The sequence below is a fragment of the Piscibacillus salipiscarius genome, assembly GCF_042685285.1.
Taxonomy (GTDB): domain Bacteria; phylum Bacillota; class Bacilli; order Bacillales; family Alkalibacillaceae; genus Piscibacillus; species Piscibacillus salipiscarius.
In genome coordinates this window covers 198,429-216,606 of sequence record NZ_JBHUMZ010000016.1, presented here as the reverse complement: position 1 = coordinate 216,606, position 18,178 = coordinate 198,429, and the positions used below count along the sequence as shown (strand labels likewise).

General features: G+C 37.1%; 33 protein-coding genes and 1 pseudogene. 3 read left to right on the top strand and 31 right to left on the bottom strand.

What is annotated here, in order from left to right; genetic code table 11:
* Positions 1–30: 30 nt before the first annotated feature.
* From ACFSW4_RS05920 to ACFSW4_RS05820, 21 genes and pseudogenes are all read right to left on the bottom strand, one after another.
* A pseudogene (locus ACFSW4_RS05920) lies at positions 31–276 on the bottom strand (fibronectin type III domain-containing protein); the annotation flags it as partial.
* 13 nt (positions 277–289) lie between these two features.
* Entirely contained in the window at positions 290–877 is a 588-nt protein-coding gene (locus ACFSW4_RS05915) for a hypothetical protein (protein WP_054751374.1), read from the bottom strand.
* Positions 877–1,296 carry a hypothetical protein gene (locus tag ACFSW4_RS05910; RefSeq protein WP_279401179.1) on the bottom strand — a complete coding sequence of 140 codons (420 nt, stop codon included), beginning with the start codon at positions 1,294–1,296 and terminating at the stop codon, positions 877–879. The genes ACFSW4_RS05915 and ACFSW4_RS05910 overlap by 1 nt, the downstream gene beginning before the upstream one ends.
* The gene (locus ACFSW4_RS05905; protein WP_054751376.1) at positions 1,274–1,669 is read right to left on the bottom strand and encodes a hypothetical protein; all 396 of its coding nucleotides are present in this window, start codon (positions 1,667–1,669) and stop codon (positions 1,274–1,276) included. The genes ACFSW4_RS05910 and ACFSW4_RS05905 overlap by 23 nt, the downstream gene beginning before the upstream one ends.
* Complete coding sequence (locus ACFSW4_RS05900; protein ID WP_377328141.1) at positions 1,662–2,012, bottom strand: head-tail adaptor protein; 351 nt, start codon at positions 2,010–2,012, stop codon at positions 1,662–1,664. Before ACFSW4_RS05900 ends, ACFSW4_RS05905 begins: the two co-directional genes overlap by 8 nt.
* On the bottom strand, positions 1,996–2,313 hold the full coding sequence (locus ACFSW4_RS05895; protein ID WP_054751379.1) for a hypothetical protein: 318 nt from the start codon (positions 2,311–2,313) through the stop codon (positions 1,996–1,998). Before ACFSW4_RS05895 ends, ACFSW4_RS05900 begins: the two co-directional genes overlap by 17 nt.
* Before the next feature lie 12 nt (positions 2,314–2,325).
* Positions 2,326–2,697, bottom strand: coding sequence for a hypothetical protein (locus ACFSW4_RS05890; protein ID WP_054751381.1), 372 nt, complete (start codon positions 2,695–2,697; stop codon positions 2,326–2,328).
* Between the two features lie 20 nt (positions 2,698–2,717).
* Entirely contained in the window at positions 2,718–2,999 is a 282-nt protein-coding gene (locus ACFSW4_RS05885) for a fibronectin type III domain-containing protein (RefSeq protein WP_279401180.1), read from the bottom strand.
* Positions 2,983–4,146, bottom strand: a complete 1,164-nt coding sequence (locus ACFSW4_RS05880; RefSeq protein ID WP_279401181.1) for a phage major capsid protein — start codon at positions 4,144–4,146, stop codon at positions 2,983–2,985. Before ACFSW4_RS05880 ends, ACFSW4_RS05885 begins: the two co-directional genes overlap by 17 nt.
* Positions 4,147–4,181: 35 nt before the next feature.
* Positions 4,182–4,949: a head maturation protease, ClpP-related gene (locus tag ACFSW4_RS05875; RefSeq protein WP_377328068.1), complete on the bottom strand. Its 768-nt coding sequence runs from the start codon at positions 4,947–4,949 to the stop codon at positions 4,182–4,184.
* Positions 4,942–6,093: a phage portal protein gene (locus ACFSW4_RS05870; protein WP_377328066.1), complete on the bottom strand. Its 1,152-nt coding sequence runs from the start codon at positions 6,091–6,093 to the stop codon at positions 4,942–4,944. Before ACFSW4_RS05870 ends, ACFSW4_RS05875 begins: the two co-directional genes overlap by 8 nt.
* A gap of 14 nt (positions 6,094–6,107) precedes the next feature.
* Positions 6,108–7,766 carry a terminase TerL endonuclease subunit gene (locus ACFSW4_RS05865; protein WP_377328064.1) on the bottom strand — a complete coding sequence of 553 codons (1,659 nt, stop codon included), beginning with the start codon at positions 7,764–7,766 and terminating at the stop codon, positions 6,108–6,110.
* Positions 7,741–8,088 (bottom strand): hypothetical protein, encoded by a 348-nt coding sequence (locus ACFSW4_RS05860; RefSeq protein WP_377328062.1) that lies wholly within the window; start codon positions 8,086–8,088, stop codon positions 7,741–7,743. Before ACFSW4_RS05860 ends, ACFSW4_RS05865 begins: the two co-directional genes overlap by 26 nt.
* A 116-nt stretch (positions 8,089–8,204) precedes the next feature.
* A complete protein-coding gene (locus ACFSW4_RS05855) occupies positions 8,205–8,522 on the bottom strand; it encodes an HNH endonuclease (RefSeq protein ID WP_377328060.1) in 318 nt (105 codons plus the stop codon).
* A 41-nt stretch (positions 8,523–8,563) separates the two neighbouring features.
* On the bottom strand, positions 8,564–9,169 hold the full coding sequence (locus tag ACFSW4_RS05850) for a hypothetical protein (RefSeq protein WP_377328058.1): 606 nt from the start codon (positions 9,167–9,169) through the stop codon (positions 8,564–8,566).
* 242 nt (positions 9,170–9,411) lie between these two features.
* Positions 9,412–9,945: a hypothetical protein gene (locus ACFSW4_RS05845; protein ID WP_054751393.1), complete on the bottom strand. Its 534-nt coding sequence runs from the start codon at positions 9,943–9,945 to the stop codon at positions 9,412–9,414.
* 42 nt (positions 9,946–9,987) lie between these two features.
* On the bottom strand, positions 9,988–10,335 hold the full coding sequence (locus ACFSW4_RS05840; protein WP_054751395.1) for an HNH endonuclease: 348 nt from the start codon (positions 10,333–10,335) through the stop codon (positions 9,988–9,990).
* Positions 10,336–10,339: 4 nt separating this feature from the next.
* Positions 10,340–10,483, bottom strand: coding sequence for a hypothetical protein (locus tag ACFSW4_RS05835; RefSeq protein WP_377328056.1), 144 nt, complete (start codon positions 10,481–10,483; stop codon positions 10,340–10,342).
* Positions 10,484–10,495: 12 nt separating this feature from the next.
* On the bottom strand, positions 10,496–10,879 hold the full coding sequence (locus tag ACFSW4_RS05830; RefSeq protein ID WP_377328054.1) for a hypothetical protein: 384 nt from the start codon (positions 10,877–10,879) through the stop codon (positions 10,496–10,498).
* A 4-nt stretch (positions 10,880–10,883) separates the two neighbouring features.
* Positions 10,884–11,234 carry a DUF7694 domain-containing protein gene (locus ACFSW4_RS05825; protein ID WP_377328052.1) on the bottom strand — a complete coding sequence of 117 codons (351 nt, stop codon included), beginning with the start codon at positions 11,232–11,234 and terminating at the stop codon, positions 10,884–10,886.
* A gap of 19 nt (positions 11,235–11,253) precedes the next feature.
* The gene (locus tag ACFSW4_RS05820) at positions 11,254–11,457 is read right to left on the bottom strand and encodes a hypothetical protein (RefSeq protein WP_377328050.1); all 204 of its coding nucleotides are present in this window, start codon (positions 11,455–11,457) and stop codon (positions 11,254–11,256) included.
* Between the two features lie 244 nt (positions 11,458–11,701).
* Between ACFSW4_RS05820 and ACFSW4_RS05815 the strand changes: the two genes are divergently transcribed.
* Together ACFSW4_RS05815 and ACFSW4_RS05810 are read left to right on the top strand one after the other, a co-directional pair.
* Positions 11,702–11,857, top strand: coding sequence for an aspartyl-phosphate phosphatase Spo0E family protein (locus ACFSW4_RS05815; RefSeq protein WP_279401185.1), 156 nt, complete (start codon positions 11,702–11,704; stop codon positions 11,855–11,857).
* Between the two features lie 335 nt (positions 11,858–12,192).
* Positions 12,193–12,732 (top strand): CBO0543 family protein, encoded by a 540-nt coding sequence (locus tag ACFSW4_RS05810; protein WP_377328048.1) that lies wholly within the window; start codon positions 12,193–12,195, stop codon positions 12,730–12,732.
* A 92-nt stretch (positions 12,733–12,824) separates the two neighbouring features.
* Here the strand turns inward: ACFSW4_RS05810 and ACFSW4_RS05805 are convergent, their stop codons facing one another.
* The 8 genes from ACFSW4_RS05805 to ACFSW4_RS05770 form a co-directional block, all read right to left on the bottom strand.
* The gene (locus ACFSW4_RS05805; protein ID WP_054751405.1) at positions 12,825–13,640 is read right to left on the bottom strand and encodes a DNA adenine methylase; all 816 of its coding nucleotides are present in this window, start codon (positions 13,638–13,640) and stop codon (positions 12,825–12,827) included.
* Positions 13,641–13,878: 238 nt separating this feature from the next.
* Positions 13,879–14,082, bottom strand: a complete 204-nt coding sequence (locus ACFSW4_RS05800) for a hypothetical protein (RefSeq protein WP_054751407.1) — start codon at positions 14,080–14,082, stop codon at positions 13,879–13,881.
* Positions 14,079–15,140 (bottom strand): DnaD domain-containing protein, encoded by a 1,062-nt coding sequence (locus tag ACFSW4_RS05795; protein WP_377328046.1) that lies wholly within the window; start codon positions 15,138–15,140, stop codon positions 14,079–14,081. Before ACFSW4_RS05795 ends, ACFSW4_RS05800 begins: the two co-directional genes overlap by 4 nt.
* A 121-nt stretch (positions 15,141–15,261) precedes the next feature.
* The gene (locus ACFSW4_RS05790) at positions 15,262–15,969 is read right to left on the bottom strand and encodes a hypothetical protein (protein WP_377328139.1); all 708 of its coding nucleotides are present in this window, start codon (positions 15,967–15,969) and stop codon (positions 15,262–15,264) included.
* Between the two features lie 113 nt (positions 15,970–16,082).
* Positions 16,083–16,334 carry a hypothetical protein gene (locus ACFSW4_RS05785; protein WP_377328044.1) on the bottom strand — a complete coding sequence of 84 codons (252 nt, stop codon included), beginning with the start codon at positions 16,332–16,334 and terminating at the stop codon, positions 16,083–16,085.
* A gap of 14 nt (positions 16,335–16,348) precedes the next feature.
* Complete coding sequence (locus ACFSW4_RS05780; protein WP_054751412.1) at positions 16,349–17,122, bottom strand: phage antirepressor KilAC domain-containing protein; 774 nt, start codon at positions 17,120–17,122, stop codon at positions 16,349–16,351.
* A complete protein-coding gene (locus ACFSW4_RS05775) occupies positions 17,119–17,331 on the bottom strand; it encodes a hypothetical protein (protein WP_377328042.1) in 213 nt (70 codons plus the stop codon). Before ACFSW4_RS05775 ends, ACFSW4_RS05780 begins: the two co-directional genes overlap by 4 nt.
* 2 nt (positions 17,332–17,333) lie before the next feature.
* Entirely contained in the window at positions 17,334–17,465 is a 132-nt protein-coding gene (locus tag ACFSW4_RS05770) for a hypothetical protein (RefSeq protein ID WP_279401188.1), read from the bottom strand.
* A 69-nt stretch (positions 17,466–17,534) separates the two neighbouring features.
* Here ACFSW4_RS05770 and ACFSW4_RS05765 point away from each other — a divergent pair, with 69 nt between their 5' ends.
* Positions 17,535–17,750: a hypothetical protein gene (locus tag ACFSW4_RS05765; RefSeq protein WP_054751414.1), complete on the top strand. Its 216-nt coding sequence runs from the start codon at positions 17,535–17,537 to the stop codon at positions 17,748–17,750.
* Positions 17,751–17,779: 29 nt separating this feature from the next.
* Here ACFSW4_RS05765 and ACFSW4_RS05760 read toward each other — a convergent pair whose 3' ends face one another.
* Together ACFSW4_RS05760 and ACFSW4_RS05755 are read right to left on the bottom strand one after the other, a co-directional pair.
* Complete coding sequence (locus tag ACFSW4_RS05760) at positions 17,780–17,944, bottom strand: hypothetical protein (RefSeq protein ID WP_377328040.1); 165 nt, start codon at positions 17,942–17,944, stop codon at positions 17,780–17,782.
* Between the two features lie 15 nt (positions 17,945–17,959).
* The gene (locus tag ACFSW4_RS05755; protein WP_054751416.1) at positions 17,960–18,172 is read right to left on the bottom strand and encodes a hypothetical protein; all 213 of its coding nucleotides are present in this window, start codon (positions 18,170–18,172) and stop codon (positions 17,960–17,962) included.
* Positions 18,173–18,178 lie beyond the last annotated feature (6 nt).

Below are 18,178 nucleotides of genomic sequence, written 5' to 3'. Positions count from 1 at the left end.
AATTAAAAAGAGCAGGGATCCCCCTACTCTTTAAGCAGTTGTTGTAACTTGTAGTTCTTGACTCAATTCTGATTCTTTTCCATCGGTTCCAATCGCCTTGACTTGATACATGTAAGAAGTCGAAGCCGTTAAACCTGTATCATCAAAACTTGCTGTCGCACTAGTCCCCACTGATGCTCCATCACGATAGATTTCATAATGATCGATTCCCTCCGTATAGCTAACAGCGTCCCACGTTAGCGTTAAGGTTGTAGCCGTCACGCTAGATGCTGCTAGGTTGGAGGGCGCATTAGGGAGTCGGAACCGATTCTACTAATGTACGATCAAACTGTTGATGCCATGTCGTTGGAATGGTTGTATCTTCAAGTTCTTCCACCATCGCTTCATAATAAAACTGTTTAAAGTCATCCGGATAAGCCGTTAATGTCAATTCCATTAACGCAACCTCATCCGCTCCGTTTTCAATCGTAAACGTAAAACCAGTCGCGCTAACACATTTAGGGAAAGCCACTAATTTCGTGTGATCTTCAAATTCATCAATCACATCAGCCGTTAAGACAAAGTGCTTCCCTTTTGAATCCTGACCATAAGAATAAACACCTGGCTTTAAGTCCTGGTTTGAAAAGCCAAAAATATCACGCATGACTTTCAGCTGAACATGAGAGGATACCGTTAAATCCATTTTTTGAGGCTTCACAATTTTATCCACCTCAACGCCCTCTTCTGTTTTAATAATCTCACGTAGTGTTGTTTCACCGCCAATAGAACCTGCAGCACCAAATTTGGTTCCATCTTGTTGGGTCCCATCGGTATCTATCATTTGAACTCCCACATTCGTAATCGTCATGGGATCAAATTTTTCAACGATTGTAGCCATTAGCTTAATTCCTCCTTCAATTTTTGATCAATTGCTTCATTCAACTCATTAAGAATGGGATTAACACTTTCTGCTAATCCTTCTTCCATAAAACGCTGTTCCATCGGATTGTGAGGACCGCGACCTTCATTCGGAAAAACTAAATAACCGAAACTTCTCGGTTTATTCGCAGCTCCGCCTTTAGCCTTAATCGTAAATCCTAAATTATGACGTTCACTTTTCCACCATTTACTATATTTTGCGTGACGTTTATTACGATCAGAAACCGGCATTCGTTCAGTAATATGACGAGCCGTGATTTCGATTCCTTGTCGATGTAACACATCATTCATGACTTGTTCCATTTGACCTGGAAGACGAGCCAATTTTTCTTCTAACGCTTGTATATCTGAATAATCAAGATTGTAACTGGTGCTCATAACTTAGCTTCCTCCTAAAATGAACGGTTACTTCATCCAAATAATCATCTGTTTCTTTAATTTCTAAACGCTGCTTAATAGTTCGGTTGAATGAAACCCCTTTAACAGGATTGATGAGAGAGATGATGTCGAGTACGTCTTGATCAACTGCTGCATTGTTTTGAGATGTATAAATGATATAAACATCTTGGAGTAATACATCATTTTTAGTGCTCTGGATATCTCCATACACCAATAGAAAAAAGTGATAATCACTCGGTATTTCGTTTTCTCCTACTTCATCTTGGAAAATCGGTAGTTTAAAGTGTTGGTTTAGTTGATCATAAATCTTTTGACTTTGTTCTTGCATATAGGCTTTAGGTTTTTCATTCATCTCTCACACCCACTTCCTGCAAATAAAAATAGAGATAACGTTGTTGGTTATCTCGGTCCACTTCAATCACGTCATATTCAATTTGGTCAATCATTACGGTCAGCTGTGTTTTACTTATGCGCTTTAATTTAGGCGGACATAACGTTTTAACCTTGATATCAAGACTTGCCCCTTTTAGTCCGGCCATGCGGTAGTCTTCTTCTCGAGCGCTCAGCTCTTTAAAGGCTAATTTTCCTTCAGACACAAAAGCCTCGCCCGTTCGTTTTCCAACACCGTTTCTGACTGGTGTGACTCGGCCATACTCTAAAAAACCATCATTTAAGGGCTCATGAAGTGGTTTCATCTGTAGACGCTTCATAAGCTACCACCCCTTCACGAATGGATAGTTTTAAGAGTTCATGATTAAAGTTAATTTCAAATAACTCAAACACATTGTTGTAAACGTAACGCCCATAATCCAATAACAATTGTTTAGCCTTTAAATCCTCAATATAGTTGAGGTTAGTACCGGCGATTTCATCTAGATAAGCGATACCCGATTTAATAATGTCAAGTAAATCATTATCGGTACCGGCATCATCCCATGTGATATCGAGTCGACTTTTAAGTTTATCTCGTAGGGTTTGAAGTTCTTGTTCAGTCAAAAAAGTCACCCCCTACTCTGAGGATGACTCTTCTGCTGTTTGCTCCTGCAACTTCAAAATCAGTTCAATTCGTTCATCTTCATTGCTAGCTTCATCTGGGTTACCTCCGAGTTGTTGAATTAGCTCTTCTTGAGGTCCTTTATTCATTTTGCGAATATCTGTTTTAGACAGTAACTCTGACTCTTGTTTATTCGGCTTTTCAACTTTCTTAATGAAGACTCGTTTATAAGTTGGATGCTCTGTTTCTAGTTCCTGAAGACGCTCTTGAGAAGGTTCATATCCTTCGCGCGGGAATGGATCTCCTTCTTCATAAATCACTTTGTCTTTATCTGAGTCATTGGGGTCTTGGGTATCTCTAAATCGATTGTTCACTTGATAATTCATGCATGTTAACCTCCTTTAGATTAGACCGCTGGGGCCGTAGTGACAGATACCGCATCACTTAATGGTGATTCTGTTCCTTCTGTTGCAATGGCTTTAACCTGGTATTGATAAGTTGTATCTGCTGTTAAGCCTGTATCATCAAAACTTGCTGTCGTACTCGTGCCCACTGAAGCACCATCACGATAAATTTCATAATGTTCGATTCCCGCCTCATAACTGACTGCATCCCATGTAAGCGATAATGTGGTATCCGTTACATTAGATGTAGCCAGGTTGGCGGGCGCATTAGGGAGTCCCGCCAATTTGACTAATATCATAGACCTTAAATGAACTATTATCTTTAGGTCGACCATTGGCTAGCATGCGAGTAATGTAAACTGTTTCGTCTTCTAAGAAACGATATTCTTTAGAAGAAGCAATTTTACGTTCTGAACCCACACCCATGAAGTAATTCTTAGCCATACCAGCGACTAATTTTCCTTCCGGTACCGCTACCGATTCAATAATCGTTGCATCAATAGGTAGATTCGTCATAAACTGACCCGCTGCATTTCGGTATACGACATGCTCAGCTAACTTATAGTTATAGTCATTTGGATTAACAAGTAAAATCATATTACGAACTTTACGTTTACCGTTGTTTGATAAATCACCGCGGATTTTAAATAGTGACTTAACGCCAAAATCGGTTAAAGCCGTAGCTGTCTTATCCGGATAAACACCGTCTACCACCGAACCTTGTAAATCTTTAATCATGCCAATCGGCTGGTCTTTACCCGTACCAGCGACCGTTGCTTCTTCTAATGCCACCGCACTTGCTTCAACTAATACCGTGCGAACATAACGATCTAACCAACGAGGGCCTAATTCTAGCATAGCGTTTGCCACTGGTAAGAATGCTGATAGTTTATAAAGATTAGTATCAACGGTTTCAAAGCCATCATCGAGCTGCTCTTTAATAGCATCAACCAGTTTACCCCACCATGCTGGGTTTACATCACCTTTCTTTAGAACCCATTTTGTCACGCCTGTTGTATTTACAAAATTGATTAAATCTAATAAGGGATGTTCTTGTACTAATTCTTCAAATACACGATCAATAACCGTGGCTGGAACTAGTTTTTCAACTCCATCAAATCCGGCACCATCAATAACCTCGTTATAATACTCTGTTTCTTCTTTTGTTAATGCATGGATCCCGCGCTGAGCTAATACCTTTTCGTCGTTTAATTGGCTAGAAGCTAACGTTTGCGCTTCTTGTAAAATATCAGCTTGAATTCCTTCAGCTAATCCTGTTAATGCTTTAGCCATTTCGTCAGAGTCGCCACTTTCTAACGCGTTTGCGATATTCTGCTTTAACTCATTTTGCTTATTCTGTTCTCGATCTAAATTTTGAATGCCACCATTAAAAAATTGTAAATCGAGTGTTAATGGTTGAACTGTTTTCACTTTGTTTTCCTCCTTTTTGAGCATAAAATAAACGCTTATTTGTTAAAAGCGCTTAAGAAACTTTCCAATATTTTTGTATTGTGTTCCAAACCTTGAGTTGTTGAATCGTCATGTTCATTTTTTACTTCAGGTTGAGGTTGAATTTGAGCAGCATATTTAGCTAATAACTGATTCTTTGCACTCTCTTCTTCCTGCGTTTCCTCTTCTAGCTCTATATCTTCAACAATCTCATCCGCAAATCCAAAGGCTAGGCACTCTTCAGCGGTTAAAAATGTTTCTTCTTCAAGCAACTTAATGAGTTCCTTTTCTTCACCGACAAACCGATTTAAGTAACTTGCTTTCACAGGGCCAGCATCAATCTTTGATAAATCATCTGCAATTTTGCGTAATTTCTTTGCGTTCCCAGCTGCAAACGTCCATGCATTGTGTATCATCATCATTGCGTTACCTGGCATCTCAATATGATCACCGGCCATAGCAATTACCGAAGCACCACTAGCAGCTAACCCATCAATGTGAATGGTAACATTCGCCCGATGTTTCTTAAGCTGATTATGAATGGCCACTGAATCAAATACATCACCACCAGGAGAATTAATATGGACATGAATGTCATCCGCTTCTATCGCATTAATCTTGCGGCGAATCTCACGGGCGCTTGTCTCACTAAACCAACCGCCGATAGATCCATAAATAAAAATCTTGGCTGGCCCTTCTTCGCCTTGCTCGTTTTTGATTTCGAACTTCGCATTCGCATTTTTAAAACGATCAAAAATAGCTTCTAAACTTTGTTGTTTAGTCATCTTTCTCACCCCCTTTCAAAAACTTTTGAATTTCTTCATAGTTTTTCGTGATAAAGTGCTGCTCTGCCCAATCTTCATTTATTGGTTCTTTGTCGATTAATCTTAAATTATCATTTACAGAATGAGCACCGCTTGATAATAGTTTTTCAAACGCACCTGCAATCGAAACGATGTCGACATACTTGATGAGAGAGGTATCGATTTTAAGATACGTTCGTTCAAGGTACTCATCTTTTGAGTAAAATTTACGGTTAATCTCGTCTTCTATAAGCTCTGCAATGGGAGCCACACAGAACATTAGAAAGTTATTTGTTTGATTTTCAACATCGGCCAAATCGCTTTTTAATAATCCTTTAGGAATGAGAAATGCCATACTGACAAAATCGAATATATCATCGACTAATGCTCGTACATCTCGGCTGGTATTACCAGAGTTAGATAATTTTTGAGTCTCATCAAACTCAATTCCTTTTTGCAAAGGAAGGACCGCTGACCCTTCAGCTGTCATGAAAGCTTTTAATTGTGCATTGAACATATCTTCAAGTTTCTTTTGCTCTTCTGCATTTTGAGCTCTCACACCCTCCATTCTTAATAGAGCTCTTAACGCATTGGAACGTTTATAATAGTTCATAGATGTTGATAACAACTTGCCATAACTAGCATACATATTATCGATCACACTCTTGATTTTTTCGTTATTGAGTTTGAAATGAAATACTTCATGTTCATAAAATGTTTTGTGTAATTGATAGTTTTTAATGACAACATTGTGATACATGTTTTCGTTTAACGCATACTCTTTCATGTCATACGAATCACAAACATAAAGCTTTTTGTTTTGCATAACGACTAAACATTCGTTATCAAAAACCAACTTGGATACAAACTCATGAAAGAACTCACTGCTATTCTGATTCTGATTGGGCTGAACATTAAATAAATAAAAATTATGTCCTTTTTTCTCCTTACCTTTTTCATACGTTCTGAATTTAGATCGCACTAAGGTATTCGCAATTAAGTTGACGCAGCTCTGAACAGCCAAGTTTTTATAAAAATACTCGACTCCTAGATCCACCCAAATTTCGTCTAGTTGAAAAGAATTTTTATCACTACTTGTAAAGCCAAATAATTCTTTAATCCCCAAGCTCTCACCCCCTTTTAAAAGATTAACGTTGGCATTGGTTCAAATGGAACATACTCTTCTAACTCGTCATCCAATACAAGTGCATGAGTCCAGGCGAAAAAGCCATCCGTTTTTCGTTTATCTTTTTCAATTTTGCAATACTCCATGTTGCCGTTCCCTTTCTCGTCTTTATAAACATTGCCGACGTACCACCGCATCATCGGATCGTCACCAAAAACGATATTATGATTAATGAACATATCATCAATCATTGGCGATAACATAGCGTGTGTCACAGGTCCTCGCCTTACAATCTCAACTTCAAAACCCGCTTCCTCGAACTTAGGTTTTAAGATTGATGCGCGGAATTTATCCATGGCCACTTTTTTAATATGGAACGTTTGTAATTGATCAATGAACCAGTTAACAACTCTGTCTGGGTCTATCGATTTCTCGTTATGGATAATCGTACATAGACCTTTTTCTTTCGCGAGGTCTATGATTTCAGGATTAATATCTTGAAGCTTTAACGCTAAATGATGAATGAACGTATGTTGTCGCCAATACCTCTTGCCATTAGCTTTAAATAACACACCTACTGAACAGAAGTCACGAACATCCGCAAAGTCAACTCCACCTACAGCATCAATACCTTGTATGTTATCCGGAAACGGCTGGTCTGTTGCCAACACATCTTCATAAGCAGCCACTTGCTTCTTAACGTCTTCTTGAGGAAGGTTCATTCGCTTTGTCATAAATTCGATTCGCAGCTGCGCGTTAATCTGCATATCATGATATTCTTGCTGCATTTCATGTTGTAGATCTTCGTTATAAGGATATGACGGATTTGCTTTTGGCCATTTTGTTAAATCATCCACTTCTGATTCATCGTCTAATTTACAAATGAACGGAAACAACGTTGATTTAGGCAACTCTTTATTCAACACCATTTTAGCTTCAGCTTTTAAGTCATCTAATACACCGCCTCGAACATAACCATCCGTTGTGATGTAAAACGTTCGGGGGTCTTTCTTCTTACCTAAACCAGAGGTAAACACTTTAACGTTACTGTAATCGCCATACTCATGTATTTCATCAAAAATAACAGCACCGCTTCGTTTACCATCTTTTGTTCGTGCATTGGACGTATTGTATTCTAATTTTGATTTCGTTTTACGATGTTGAATAAGCATCTTGGACCAGTAAAAAATCTTTTTCATCTTTTCCTGACGTTTAGGCTCATCCAAAACATTGTATACGTCTTCAAAGGAGGTTTTTGCCTGCTTTTCTGAAGTGGCCACAATATCAATATCATAATTCTTAATTCCATGGTGACCACTCATCATGTAAAACGAGTTATAAGAAATGTATCCATTCTTCCCGGCCCCACGTCCAATTTCAATCAAAAACCGGTTAAACATTAACCGGCCATCATCATACCTGACACCATATATGAAAGCATTACAAAAACGCTGCCAGGCATATAGCTCGAATGGAAAATAAGGTTTTGGTTTCTCAACCGACTGTTCGATAGCTTCGGCATCTATGACAACACCTGGTTGATCAAGCTTCCACCTCAAAAATGACATCAATTGTTTTTGTTCTTGACAGGCCTCGATTTCCCCCTGCTCAACCATCTGCATATAATCATCGATGTAAGGATGATACTTAGATGTCTTCTGGTTCATCGTCATCGTCTACTTCTTTTATAAAATTAAGCAAGTCAAACAATTTTCCATATGCAGCTGTATATCGATTCATCGTTGTGTTGTAAGATTTCTGAGCAGGATTTTCAATCAACATCTTTTGAGATCCATTTTTATAAGTATAAGTTGGACCTTTAGTTTTAATCGTGTCTTCCAGTATTTCTAATTGAATTGTCATGAATGCAATTCGTTCGATTAATTCTTTGGCCACTTCTCGTTTAGATTCAGGCAAATCAATAAAAACGGAATTTAAGCGGTCAATCTCCTCTTGAACCATTTCACTTTGTTTCGTTTTTGATGGCTTCGGCATAACCCCCACCCCCCTCTCATGTGCGCGCGAGGCAAAATATTTTTTCCGTTAGCCCCTCCCCGTTTCGACGTTCCCCAATAAATCGCGAAAAGTTTTGACCGGGGGGCATAAAAAATTCACCAGCGCTCTTCACTGATGAATTTGGGTTTCTTTTTTCGTATATATTTTTCTAAACGTTCATGCTCTTTATTATGACATTTAATACAAATACCTTCACAATTGTCTTCAACTAAAGCTAACTCTGGATGCTTCTTCACTTCTTTAATATGGTGAACGTTTTGTGCTGGTGAAACTCTGCCCTGTCGTTTGCACTCCTGACATTCGTAGTTATCACGTTCTAAAACATTAATCCTTAATGAACGCCAAGCTTTAGATTGATAGAATCTTACGAGTTTATCTTCTAAGATTAGTTGTTTAATTAATTTTAAATCCATCTAATCACCACATAAAAAAGACACCTCATTGAGAGATGCCTTTAACTTTGTTCATTAGTAAATAATCTACTATTGACTTCCTTTAATCTTTCATATGCTTCTTTGTCCTGCAGAATTTTATAAAATTCAATAGTTTTTCTCTCTGCAAGGTTTCTGTTTTCTATGCTAATTTCATCATTAAGTGGAATTTGACTTGTTATATAATTATCTACTAATTCAGTAAGAGGTTCACCAATTGCTCTTTTAAAATTAAAACCAAGTAATTGAAGGATTTTAAATGTTCTATCAGACAGTAAAGGTTTCATCATTTCTAAGTCCTTTTCCATCTTCTCAGCTTTATGTTCATCGGATTGCTGATGAACTAAATTTTCAATTAAAGGCATTAAATTGTTTGAGATATAATCAATATCATCTTCCGAAATTTTTTTCTCAATCAATTCCTCTTCATAAGCTCTTGATATTGTAACTAATTCATTTTTATCTGAGATTAGATCGTTAATTATTCCTTCTAAATACTTAATCGTTTGGTCTTTTTCTTTTGTTGCTTTCGCTTGATTAATACGATCCATAATTGTAGGAATAGTATTGTTTGCGACAACGCTTCCTAATCTGGTGCTTAAATCTACGATAGTCGGATCAATTGCCATAATTACACCTCCCTTCCTTACGGTGTAATTCGACAAAAAGCTAGGTGTTTCCTTCCTAATTAACAAAAACACCCACACAGTGTATGGGTGTTAATCTGGCTAACTGCAAGGCAATTACAGTTAGTGTTTAGGGGAATACAGTTAACAAATCTAATAACATCAAATTTTGTCATAATTATTTGATACTACTATAGTAACACCTTTTGACTGACATGTAACTGACACGTTTATGACATGAACTACTAGCCGTTAAACTTAATACTGTCAACACCAAACATCAAGGCTGACAAGGTTTCGCAAGCTTTATTTACATCACGATAAACGGTTCTTTCATCGATAAAGTGACATGTCGCAATTTCTTTTGCCGTTTTTTCCTTATCTGAGATATACAGCTGATGGATGATATCATAACGACGTTTGACTTCTGGCTTAATCGACCGTTCACAAATAAGTTTATAAACGTCCAACATTTCATTAATGAAGTTCACCATAATTAATGTCCGTTCTTTGCTGCGTTTAATGGCTTCAATAGCATGCTCATCCGCTTCAAGTTCTGCAATGATATCCTTAGGCTTCTCTAATTCTATTAAATCCTGTTTAACATCACGACAATGCAAGATAAACATTCGATAGTTTCTAAGTAATAATTTAATATTTCTGAGGCGACGATCATGTTTATCCTTCTGTTGTTTAGATTCTTGTTCTCGGTAAGCTTTAATAGCTTCTTGAGAGGCTGTTTCTGTTATTAATTTCAGTTGCTTTTCAGTAATATGCATGGTTACACCTCATCTTTCTGTTTATAACCCTTGTTAACCGCTTCATCCCTTTATGTTTTTTGCTTGACCGTAATAAGCTTCGAGTTCTTTGTGTTTAGCTATTCGCCATTCACGCCCTTTGGCTGTATAATCCGCAACGTTATGACAGGTTCCTGTATTGACAGATGGACCGCAAAGGAGAACAATATTAGCTGGATCGTCACCACGACCACCTTGACTTGCTTGAATTAAATGAGCCATTTCAAATGACCAGGCACTTGTGGTTCCGCAACGTTCGCACTTTCCTTGTGATCTCCTTTTCACTTCTTTTCTAACCTTTTGAGTAATCCGTGTTTTTTGACTCCGCTTCTGTTTGTATCGCTTTCCTATTTGCTGTTCTTTGGTATACATGTCATCATCCTTTGTGACGTTCTTGAATCGCTTGTAGGCGTTCTTGTTGAGGAATACTTTTATAACATGGCCAACATAAAACTTCATCACGAAATTTTATTTTATAAACCTTGTTCACTAAGTCTTTATCACATCTTGAACAGTTCATCGTGATCCACCTTTAGATGACTCTTCTTTGTAAATCGTCTCGTACTCGGCATTTATAAGAACGGACTTCCTGATTCTTTTTAATGTTTCGAATGGTGCCTATGGATTGATTCAGTTGATTTATATGAGGGTTCATTTTCTTAATGACCTTCAAACACTCATGAAGTAATTCATTTTCGTTTTTTAATTGTCGGCGTTTCATTCGTACTTCCTTAACTTCTTTAGATAAACTATAACCTTCGCTTGCATTGAAATTGCTAAACTCTGTTACATGTAATAAATCTAGTTGTTCTTGTTCTAATTCAACAATAGCCGCTTCATTTTGTTCATAGCGTTTAGGTACCTCTTGTAATACATCTCTTATCCATGTCATAGTTTGCTCTACATCTTTGAACATACGATCATCCCTTCATTCCCACTAACCAATAAGGCGGTACGGGTAATACTTGGTCAACTGGTATCCATAAATGCAAACAGTTAGGGTGGTTGTTTATGTAGTTGTTCTTAGGTGGATGCAGCTGCATAACCGCTTCATGTTCTTCAAAAAATAAATCTTTAAGTTGATTCATTGTATCCCAACTCGGAACCATTTGGTGATGACTAATCGACACATGTTCCCATCCTTCTCCGTTAGATGCGATGACAGTGTATCGCTCACCATTGATTTTCAATTTAAATGCTCCGTTATAGCTATTTCCCCAGTGGCCCATGAGTGGATAACGATAAGGATCTAAATGCTTTAAGTTTCTCAATTGACTGTCCCCCTTTTAATCAAAATACGAGTAGTTCACGTTTAGCTTCTAGTACAGCTTGATATTTAACTTTAATGTCGCATTGAGAAGTCCAACTAATGTTGTCGATAGACAGTACCCGGTAAATATAATAAACATCAGCAATCTTTATCCAAACATGTTTATTAATTTCAGGAAGCGGGTGACCTGCTGGAATAATGGATTGTCTGGTAACTGTTGGCATTGAACTACCTCCCGAGTTTATATGAACACAATATAACTAAATTGATTCGGCTGACTCATGAATGTTTTAATAGCAACAAGCTGTTCTCCATCTTGGTTTTGATAATGTATCTCTTGGACGTAGATTTTCAATATTTACTCCCCTTTTCCAACAAACCTTATTAAAACCAAATCATAGTTCTAATTAACTATATAAAAATGTTAAGCTTATAGTATTGTCCCCACAGGGTATGATCGAGGTGTTGATGATTCAACTAAATCTATATGAGCAAATTATCGACTTACGTAAAGAAATGGTGAGAACTGGTCTTGAAAAAGGATTAACTCATCATGAAACGCTAAAGTTAAGTCAAAAGTTAGACGTCTTAATTTATCAATACTTGAATAAAAATAAAGAATAGTATTGATACAGTTTTAATCGGTTACTAATCCACCCTAGTAGCTCTCAATTAAAACATAACTCTTTTTCCTTGTGGGGAATTCTTTTAAAAACATTCATACAAATGTATTGTCATCTTTTGATATTTGAGCATATATATAGCTGAGGTTGAACTCCTCATCATGTATTTGGTTAATAGGTATATCCTTCAGTCTGCCTACAAGGCTCTCTTGATATGAAGGGAGCCTTATTTAAATTTTCACAATTTCATACATATCATTATTAGGATTTGTAACACTATAGATGTATGAATTATTAGGATTTGTAACACTATAGATGTATGAGAGGTGATTTAAAATGAATCAATACCCCAAATTATCTGATCAAATGAACCAACAACTTCTTGAAGCACGGGAATATAAATTACAACTGTGGACCGAATATGTCCTATTTGATTGGCATTGGTGGTTAGGTGTTATATTAACCATTGGCCCTATACTTGTATGGATTATGTTCCATAAGCGTAATGAAAGAAAAAGCTTATTATTAGCTGGTTTAACAACCGCCATATTAGCAGCTGCAATTGATACTTCAGGTCAATTTTTTGGTTGGTATGACTACAGATACGACGTTTTCCCCATGGCTCCGAATTACGTTCCCTGGGACTTTGTGTTAATTCCTATTTCAGTGATGTTTACCATTCAGTTATTCAGGAATATTAATGCTTATTTAAAAGGGGCTATATATTCTGTAATCGTAGCCTTTACAGTACTTCCCATTTTAAGCAGCATTGATATTTATGTTTTAAATAATTGGAATTATTTTTATTCGTTTATAGCGTTGTTTAGCATTTATGTTATTGCATATTTAGCTAGTCAAATTAAAAATACGAAATAATTTTAATCGCCTCTTTACAACCACTTATATATTTTTCGAATGTACTTAGTCCTAGTTCATTAGTTTTATGTGGACTGATAGAGTTAATCTTTCTAATACAGTTCAAATAAATTTTGCTGATAATACCCTGTTTCAGCAGCAATAGGATTTATCCATAAAACTTCTTCACGTTTAGCTCCTGCTTCAGCCAAAACTTGCAACGTTTCTTTATGCCAACCTTCTAAGTAATCATTGTATAAATCGTGATTATATCCAGACAAAATAACTGGACCCGGATGTTGATTTAGTAAACTTAATAATTCAATGTGACCTTTAGTGTCCATTTCATGTTTATAATGTCTTTTGGTTCGAGTCTCAAGAACATATGGTGGATCTGCATATATGAGTACGTCTTCTCTTCGGTACCGTTCCAGTAACTTCTCAGCTGGTTGATTCTCAATCTGCGCTTGTTTCAGACGCTCAGCCACTATCAATATCTTTTGAGAAAGCTTGTTCCAATCTGCTGCAGTATCTGGTCCATTTGAACTTATTAAGCTTCTCCATCCTGTACGGTCGCTTGTCTTCGCCCCTATCGCTTGCCAACAACGAATTAAAAAGCGTCTAGCGTCTTCTAATGAGTCACCTGTATGATCGTTATAAGACGTGTAATACTCTTCACGCGATAAAGGTGTAAAACTAATTTGTCTGGCTAACTCTTCCGGATTATCACGAATCATTTTAAATAAATTGACCACACTCGAATCTAAGTCATTAATCGTTTCAATCTTGCTTTTAGGCTTATTAAAGAATACGGCTCCTGATCCAAAGAACGGTTCTAAATATGTTTTATGTTCTGGCATATGGCTAATAATCCAACTGGCCATGCTCCATTTGCTACCTGGATAATGTAATATTCGTGGTACTGTCATTGTTTCAACTCCTATGCCTTCTCTCTTAAAAACTTTCTATAGCAGTCCTCACATAGATGACCACCAGCATAATCAGCACGTTTGGTTTTACACTCGACACACTGTTTTACATCGGTTTTACTCAATATTATCACCTCTATTTTTTAGAGCCTTGTAAATATAAACAAATGCCTGCTAGTACACTGACACTTACGACAGCTGTTAACATTCTAGTTGCCCCTTCCGTTCTCAAATTAAGTTAAAAAATGCCTCTGTTTCTTGGTGCGATTTGATTCGATAACCACTGGTCCATAACCAACACAATGATTTCGACCGTATCTCGCTTTAACCGCTTCGCTATATCGTTAACAGACCACTCTTCTTTCCACATGTCTTTAAACTGTGTTAACTCCTGATCCGTAAAATCTAAATTATAATCACCTAATGCGATATGAATACTCACTGGCTGACCGACCCTTTAGTTTTATACTGTTTTACAAACTGTTCTAACTCGGCTCGTTTATTAGCCTTTTCTTCGTCAGACATTTGTTCTTTAGGTTCTTGTGGCTTAGGTTTTCGTTTTTCTTCTTCAAACCATTTGGGTAATGGTGCAGAAGCGGCTTTTCGATTAGATTTGTTAGATTGATAGTTTTCAAACTCGACTTCTTCAGCTTGAGCTTGCTCGACTGTATTAATGTTTTTACGGTTCCAGTCTCTTAAAATTCTCTGAGCATAACCCCAAGATGGTTTACCGCGTAATATGGCCCGCTTCATCGCTTCAATGACTAACGATTCATTGGTGTCCTTAATCCAAGTTAAAATTGATTCTTGTTCAAAAGGACTTGGAAGACCGATGTTATGTTGGTAAAAAACAATGGCATCATCAGAAGACGGAGTTGAAGTAGTTGGCGTGTCTTCTTCTACTTCTTCTTCTTGTTGTTTTTCTTCTTCTTTTTCTTCTTCTTCTTCTTTTTCTTGTCCCCTTATCGTAACCGTATCGTCTGACGTATCGTAAAAAGGCTGATGTAGTGCCACTTCGTCAGTGATTTTAGTATTTTCTTCGTCTAATCCAGTTGACGTATCGTTAATATCATTCACCGTGTCGTTATACGAGTCGTAAAAGAATTTTATCTCCGGTTTTTGAATATGTTCACCAACGATAGGGATGAGACTTTTATCTTTTATCTCTTTTAATTCAGCTTTTACACAATCCAAAATGGGTTTGCCTCCACGATTTAGGTTATATTTTCCCCAGTTGATTAAGGCGATCTCCCTGGTCTCAGGATTATAAATCACACGCTTGTGAACATGTATAAATCGGTGTAAAAGAGAATTAATACTTTCAGGTGAATAGCCTAGATCAAACGCCATTTGTTTTTTTGTAATTTGATAGATTCCTATTTGGGTCGTTTTAGGATTGGTGAGTAAATATAAATAGAAAAACTTATCCTCTGGTGTCATTTCCTCTACTACCGTTGCATCATTCCAAAAATCAGTATGAACCATTCTAAATTTAGCCATGATTATGACCTCCTGTGCGTTGTGCTAACTATTGCAATCAATTCCATTGTTGTTTAAACTAATTCATGCAAGACTCTATTTTTTGTCCTGCTCTCACCTGAGAGAGCAGGATTTTTTATGTTTAAGCGATAATATGAACGTCTCCGGTTTCAATTTCAGTCTTTAACTGTTCCTCAAAATAATGTCTAATGAGATTCATCGCTTCTAACTTCCAGGCTCCACCATCCGCTTCAAATAAAGCACATGACGGTCCATTTTGCATACGGAAGACAAAATCACTAACCGGTTGTTTAATTTCAACAAATGTACGATAAGGGGCTAATGAAACTGGGTTAGGTACTTTGACATTTCCTACAGTTGCAACTCCTGTTTTGGCTGTAACAGCTTGTGATACACCGTCATCTCCCATTGATCGGACCGCTTCTTCCTTGATATTTCCAACAATTTTGAGCATGATATCTCGATGGTCATTTCGTACAAAGCAAGATTGAAGCTTAATGTTAATCTCTTCTGTATCATAGAAGTGATCAAAACGGAATCGAGGTAATAAGGCCTGAGCATGTAACCATTGTTCACGGTTCAAGTTAGCGTTAACTTGTGAAAATACATAAACGTCAGTCGGACTCTCAATATGAATCATTAGCTTGTCCTTAGTATCAAAATGTGACTGAATATAGTTCACCACGCTGCTTAAGCTATTAACCGTTAACATATCCGGTGTTGGTTCTTTGAGTAAATGAAGCGGTTGATCGGAATACACTTGATCATTCTCTTTATGAATCGTGGCTTCTTTTAATCCCAATAAGTACTCTAATGCATCTTTAATCATTGATAACCTCTCCTTTGTCTTGAGTAAATTCGGTAAAAAGTCCGTCTTTCTCATATCTCCCCTCCTTTCATTGCGTACCAAATATAGAAGATGTATAATAAACTAAGTTACTTTTACAGGTGGGCGCGATGAAAAACCTCTGACAATGTTTCATCGCTCTCGCCATCCCCTTTTAATTCACCATAAAGTGATTCCAAATCGCTTAACGCACCTTTTATCGTGTCGTGAAGGTACTCAATAGAATGCGAATTCTGATGTTCTTCTAATCCAGCCATAATGGTTTCTAGATCATGTGCATAGGAATGAACTTGCTGGTGTAGGATTTCTAATTTTTTGGCAAGCGATACTTGTTGGTTTTGAGCCAATGTTATTCTCCTTTCTAGATTAATTTCAGCTGGTTTCCGTCCCGTTCTCTTTCCATAATCGGCACAATGCCTTTTTCTTCTTTTAACGCGTTATAAATGAACATTCGCCCTTTCTGGGTCCAGTACATATGGCGCTTCGATGTTTCCTCATCAATAATGTGCGTTTTAGATCCGGTGTAACCTTTGTTTTGAAATTTATAATACAAATGCCAGGAACCACCCTGTTTATATTGAATACCTAATTCACTTAGCACTTTATTAAGAGTAGGAGCTCCCCAACCGTAATCTTTTGCGATATCTGTAGCGGACATGAGAGATTTGGTTTGTAGCACATGGTCTGTATAAGTGGCTTTCGGTTTAAGTTCTTGATTTTCAATTTCTAACCGCTCCTTCTCTTCATATTCCTCAATCCATTTGCGAGCTCGTTCTTTTGGATCATCAATCATATATGAAGGTTGATGTCTCGATTGAAGCTGATTTTCCATTTCTTGAAATTTCTTTGTATATGCTGCAGTAAATAAAACACCTTTTTGACCCGTCATTTTGTTGGCGACCATATCGCATCCAATTTTAGTTAAATAATAATGAGGTCTAACCTTTCCTTGCTTATCTGTGTAGTAACTTTCTATGAAGTAATCCTGTGGGCTCAAATTTGAGCCGGCTAATATTTTGCAATATCTAGAAATGTCCCGAATCAAATTCTTATGCTGTTTATCCACCATCATTGCAACTTCACGACTATCAACTAGGAAACGTCCATCTTTCGTCACAAGTGTTAAGTCACTCATTTAAGTTCTCCTTCCTTTAGAACATATTGTGCCCTTGTTTCAGCCTTGCCACGGTAAGTGGCATCATAACCAGATTCTTTTAAGCTTTGGATTAAATGTTTTTCTACAACCTCACAATGAATCATTGCATCTTTTCCGCGTTCGTCCTGCATATCTTTTAGTGCCTTGGCAATCCCTCTAATATTTGATGCTAGTAATAAATCATTCATATTTATGCTCCTAACACGATTAGAAATAAAGTCATAAGTGGAAAGAAAACTATTGCTCCCAATATTGGTAACAAATACACCCATAACGGAAAATCTTTATAATCCTCGACAAACTCTTTTAAAGTTTCATTCATTTAATGACCCTCCTTGTAGGATTTTCTTCCTAATTGTCGAATGACATATATAGGAAGGGGGTGTGAGAAATGTATAAATACTATTACTTCTACGACTTCAAAGATCGGTATGATCGACATGAGGTTCATGACGAAGACTGTTTTAGACTTCCTAACAAAGAAAACAGAACATACATTGGTATATTTAAAAATTGTGAGGACGCTATTCAACAAGCCAAAAGAGATTATCCTCACAGAAAATTCGATGGTTGTTATCATTGTTCTCGTGAATGTCACAATGGATAAGTTAGTAGGTAGCCCGTCTGCTAGGCGGGTTACTTAATAACTCCATCTGTATAAAAAAGGTTTTTGACGTGTTCTTTTGCTCGAATTACTAACTCATCAAATTCTTGTTGGGAAAGATTTTCTCTACGAATGAAGTCCGTTAAGTGGTTAGTGAACTTAGCTTCTTGTTCTTGTTTTATCTGAACCTTCGGCATCTTATTTACTCCTTTCTACACCAACACTTTAAGTGTCAATAATTTAACTCGGTTATACATACGCTTAGCCATAACATCTTTTTCTAGATCATAAGCTTCTTCAATATCACGTTTTAATAACTCGAAACGTTCAAATTTCATCTGTTCACTGTCCATTGATTGAATGTCCTCAATTCGATTTAAAATACGATTCCACTCTGGCCAAGTCATTTTTGAATATCTAGGCATGCTCTC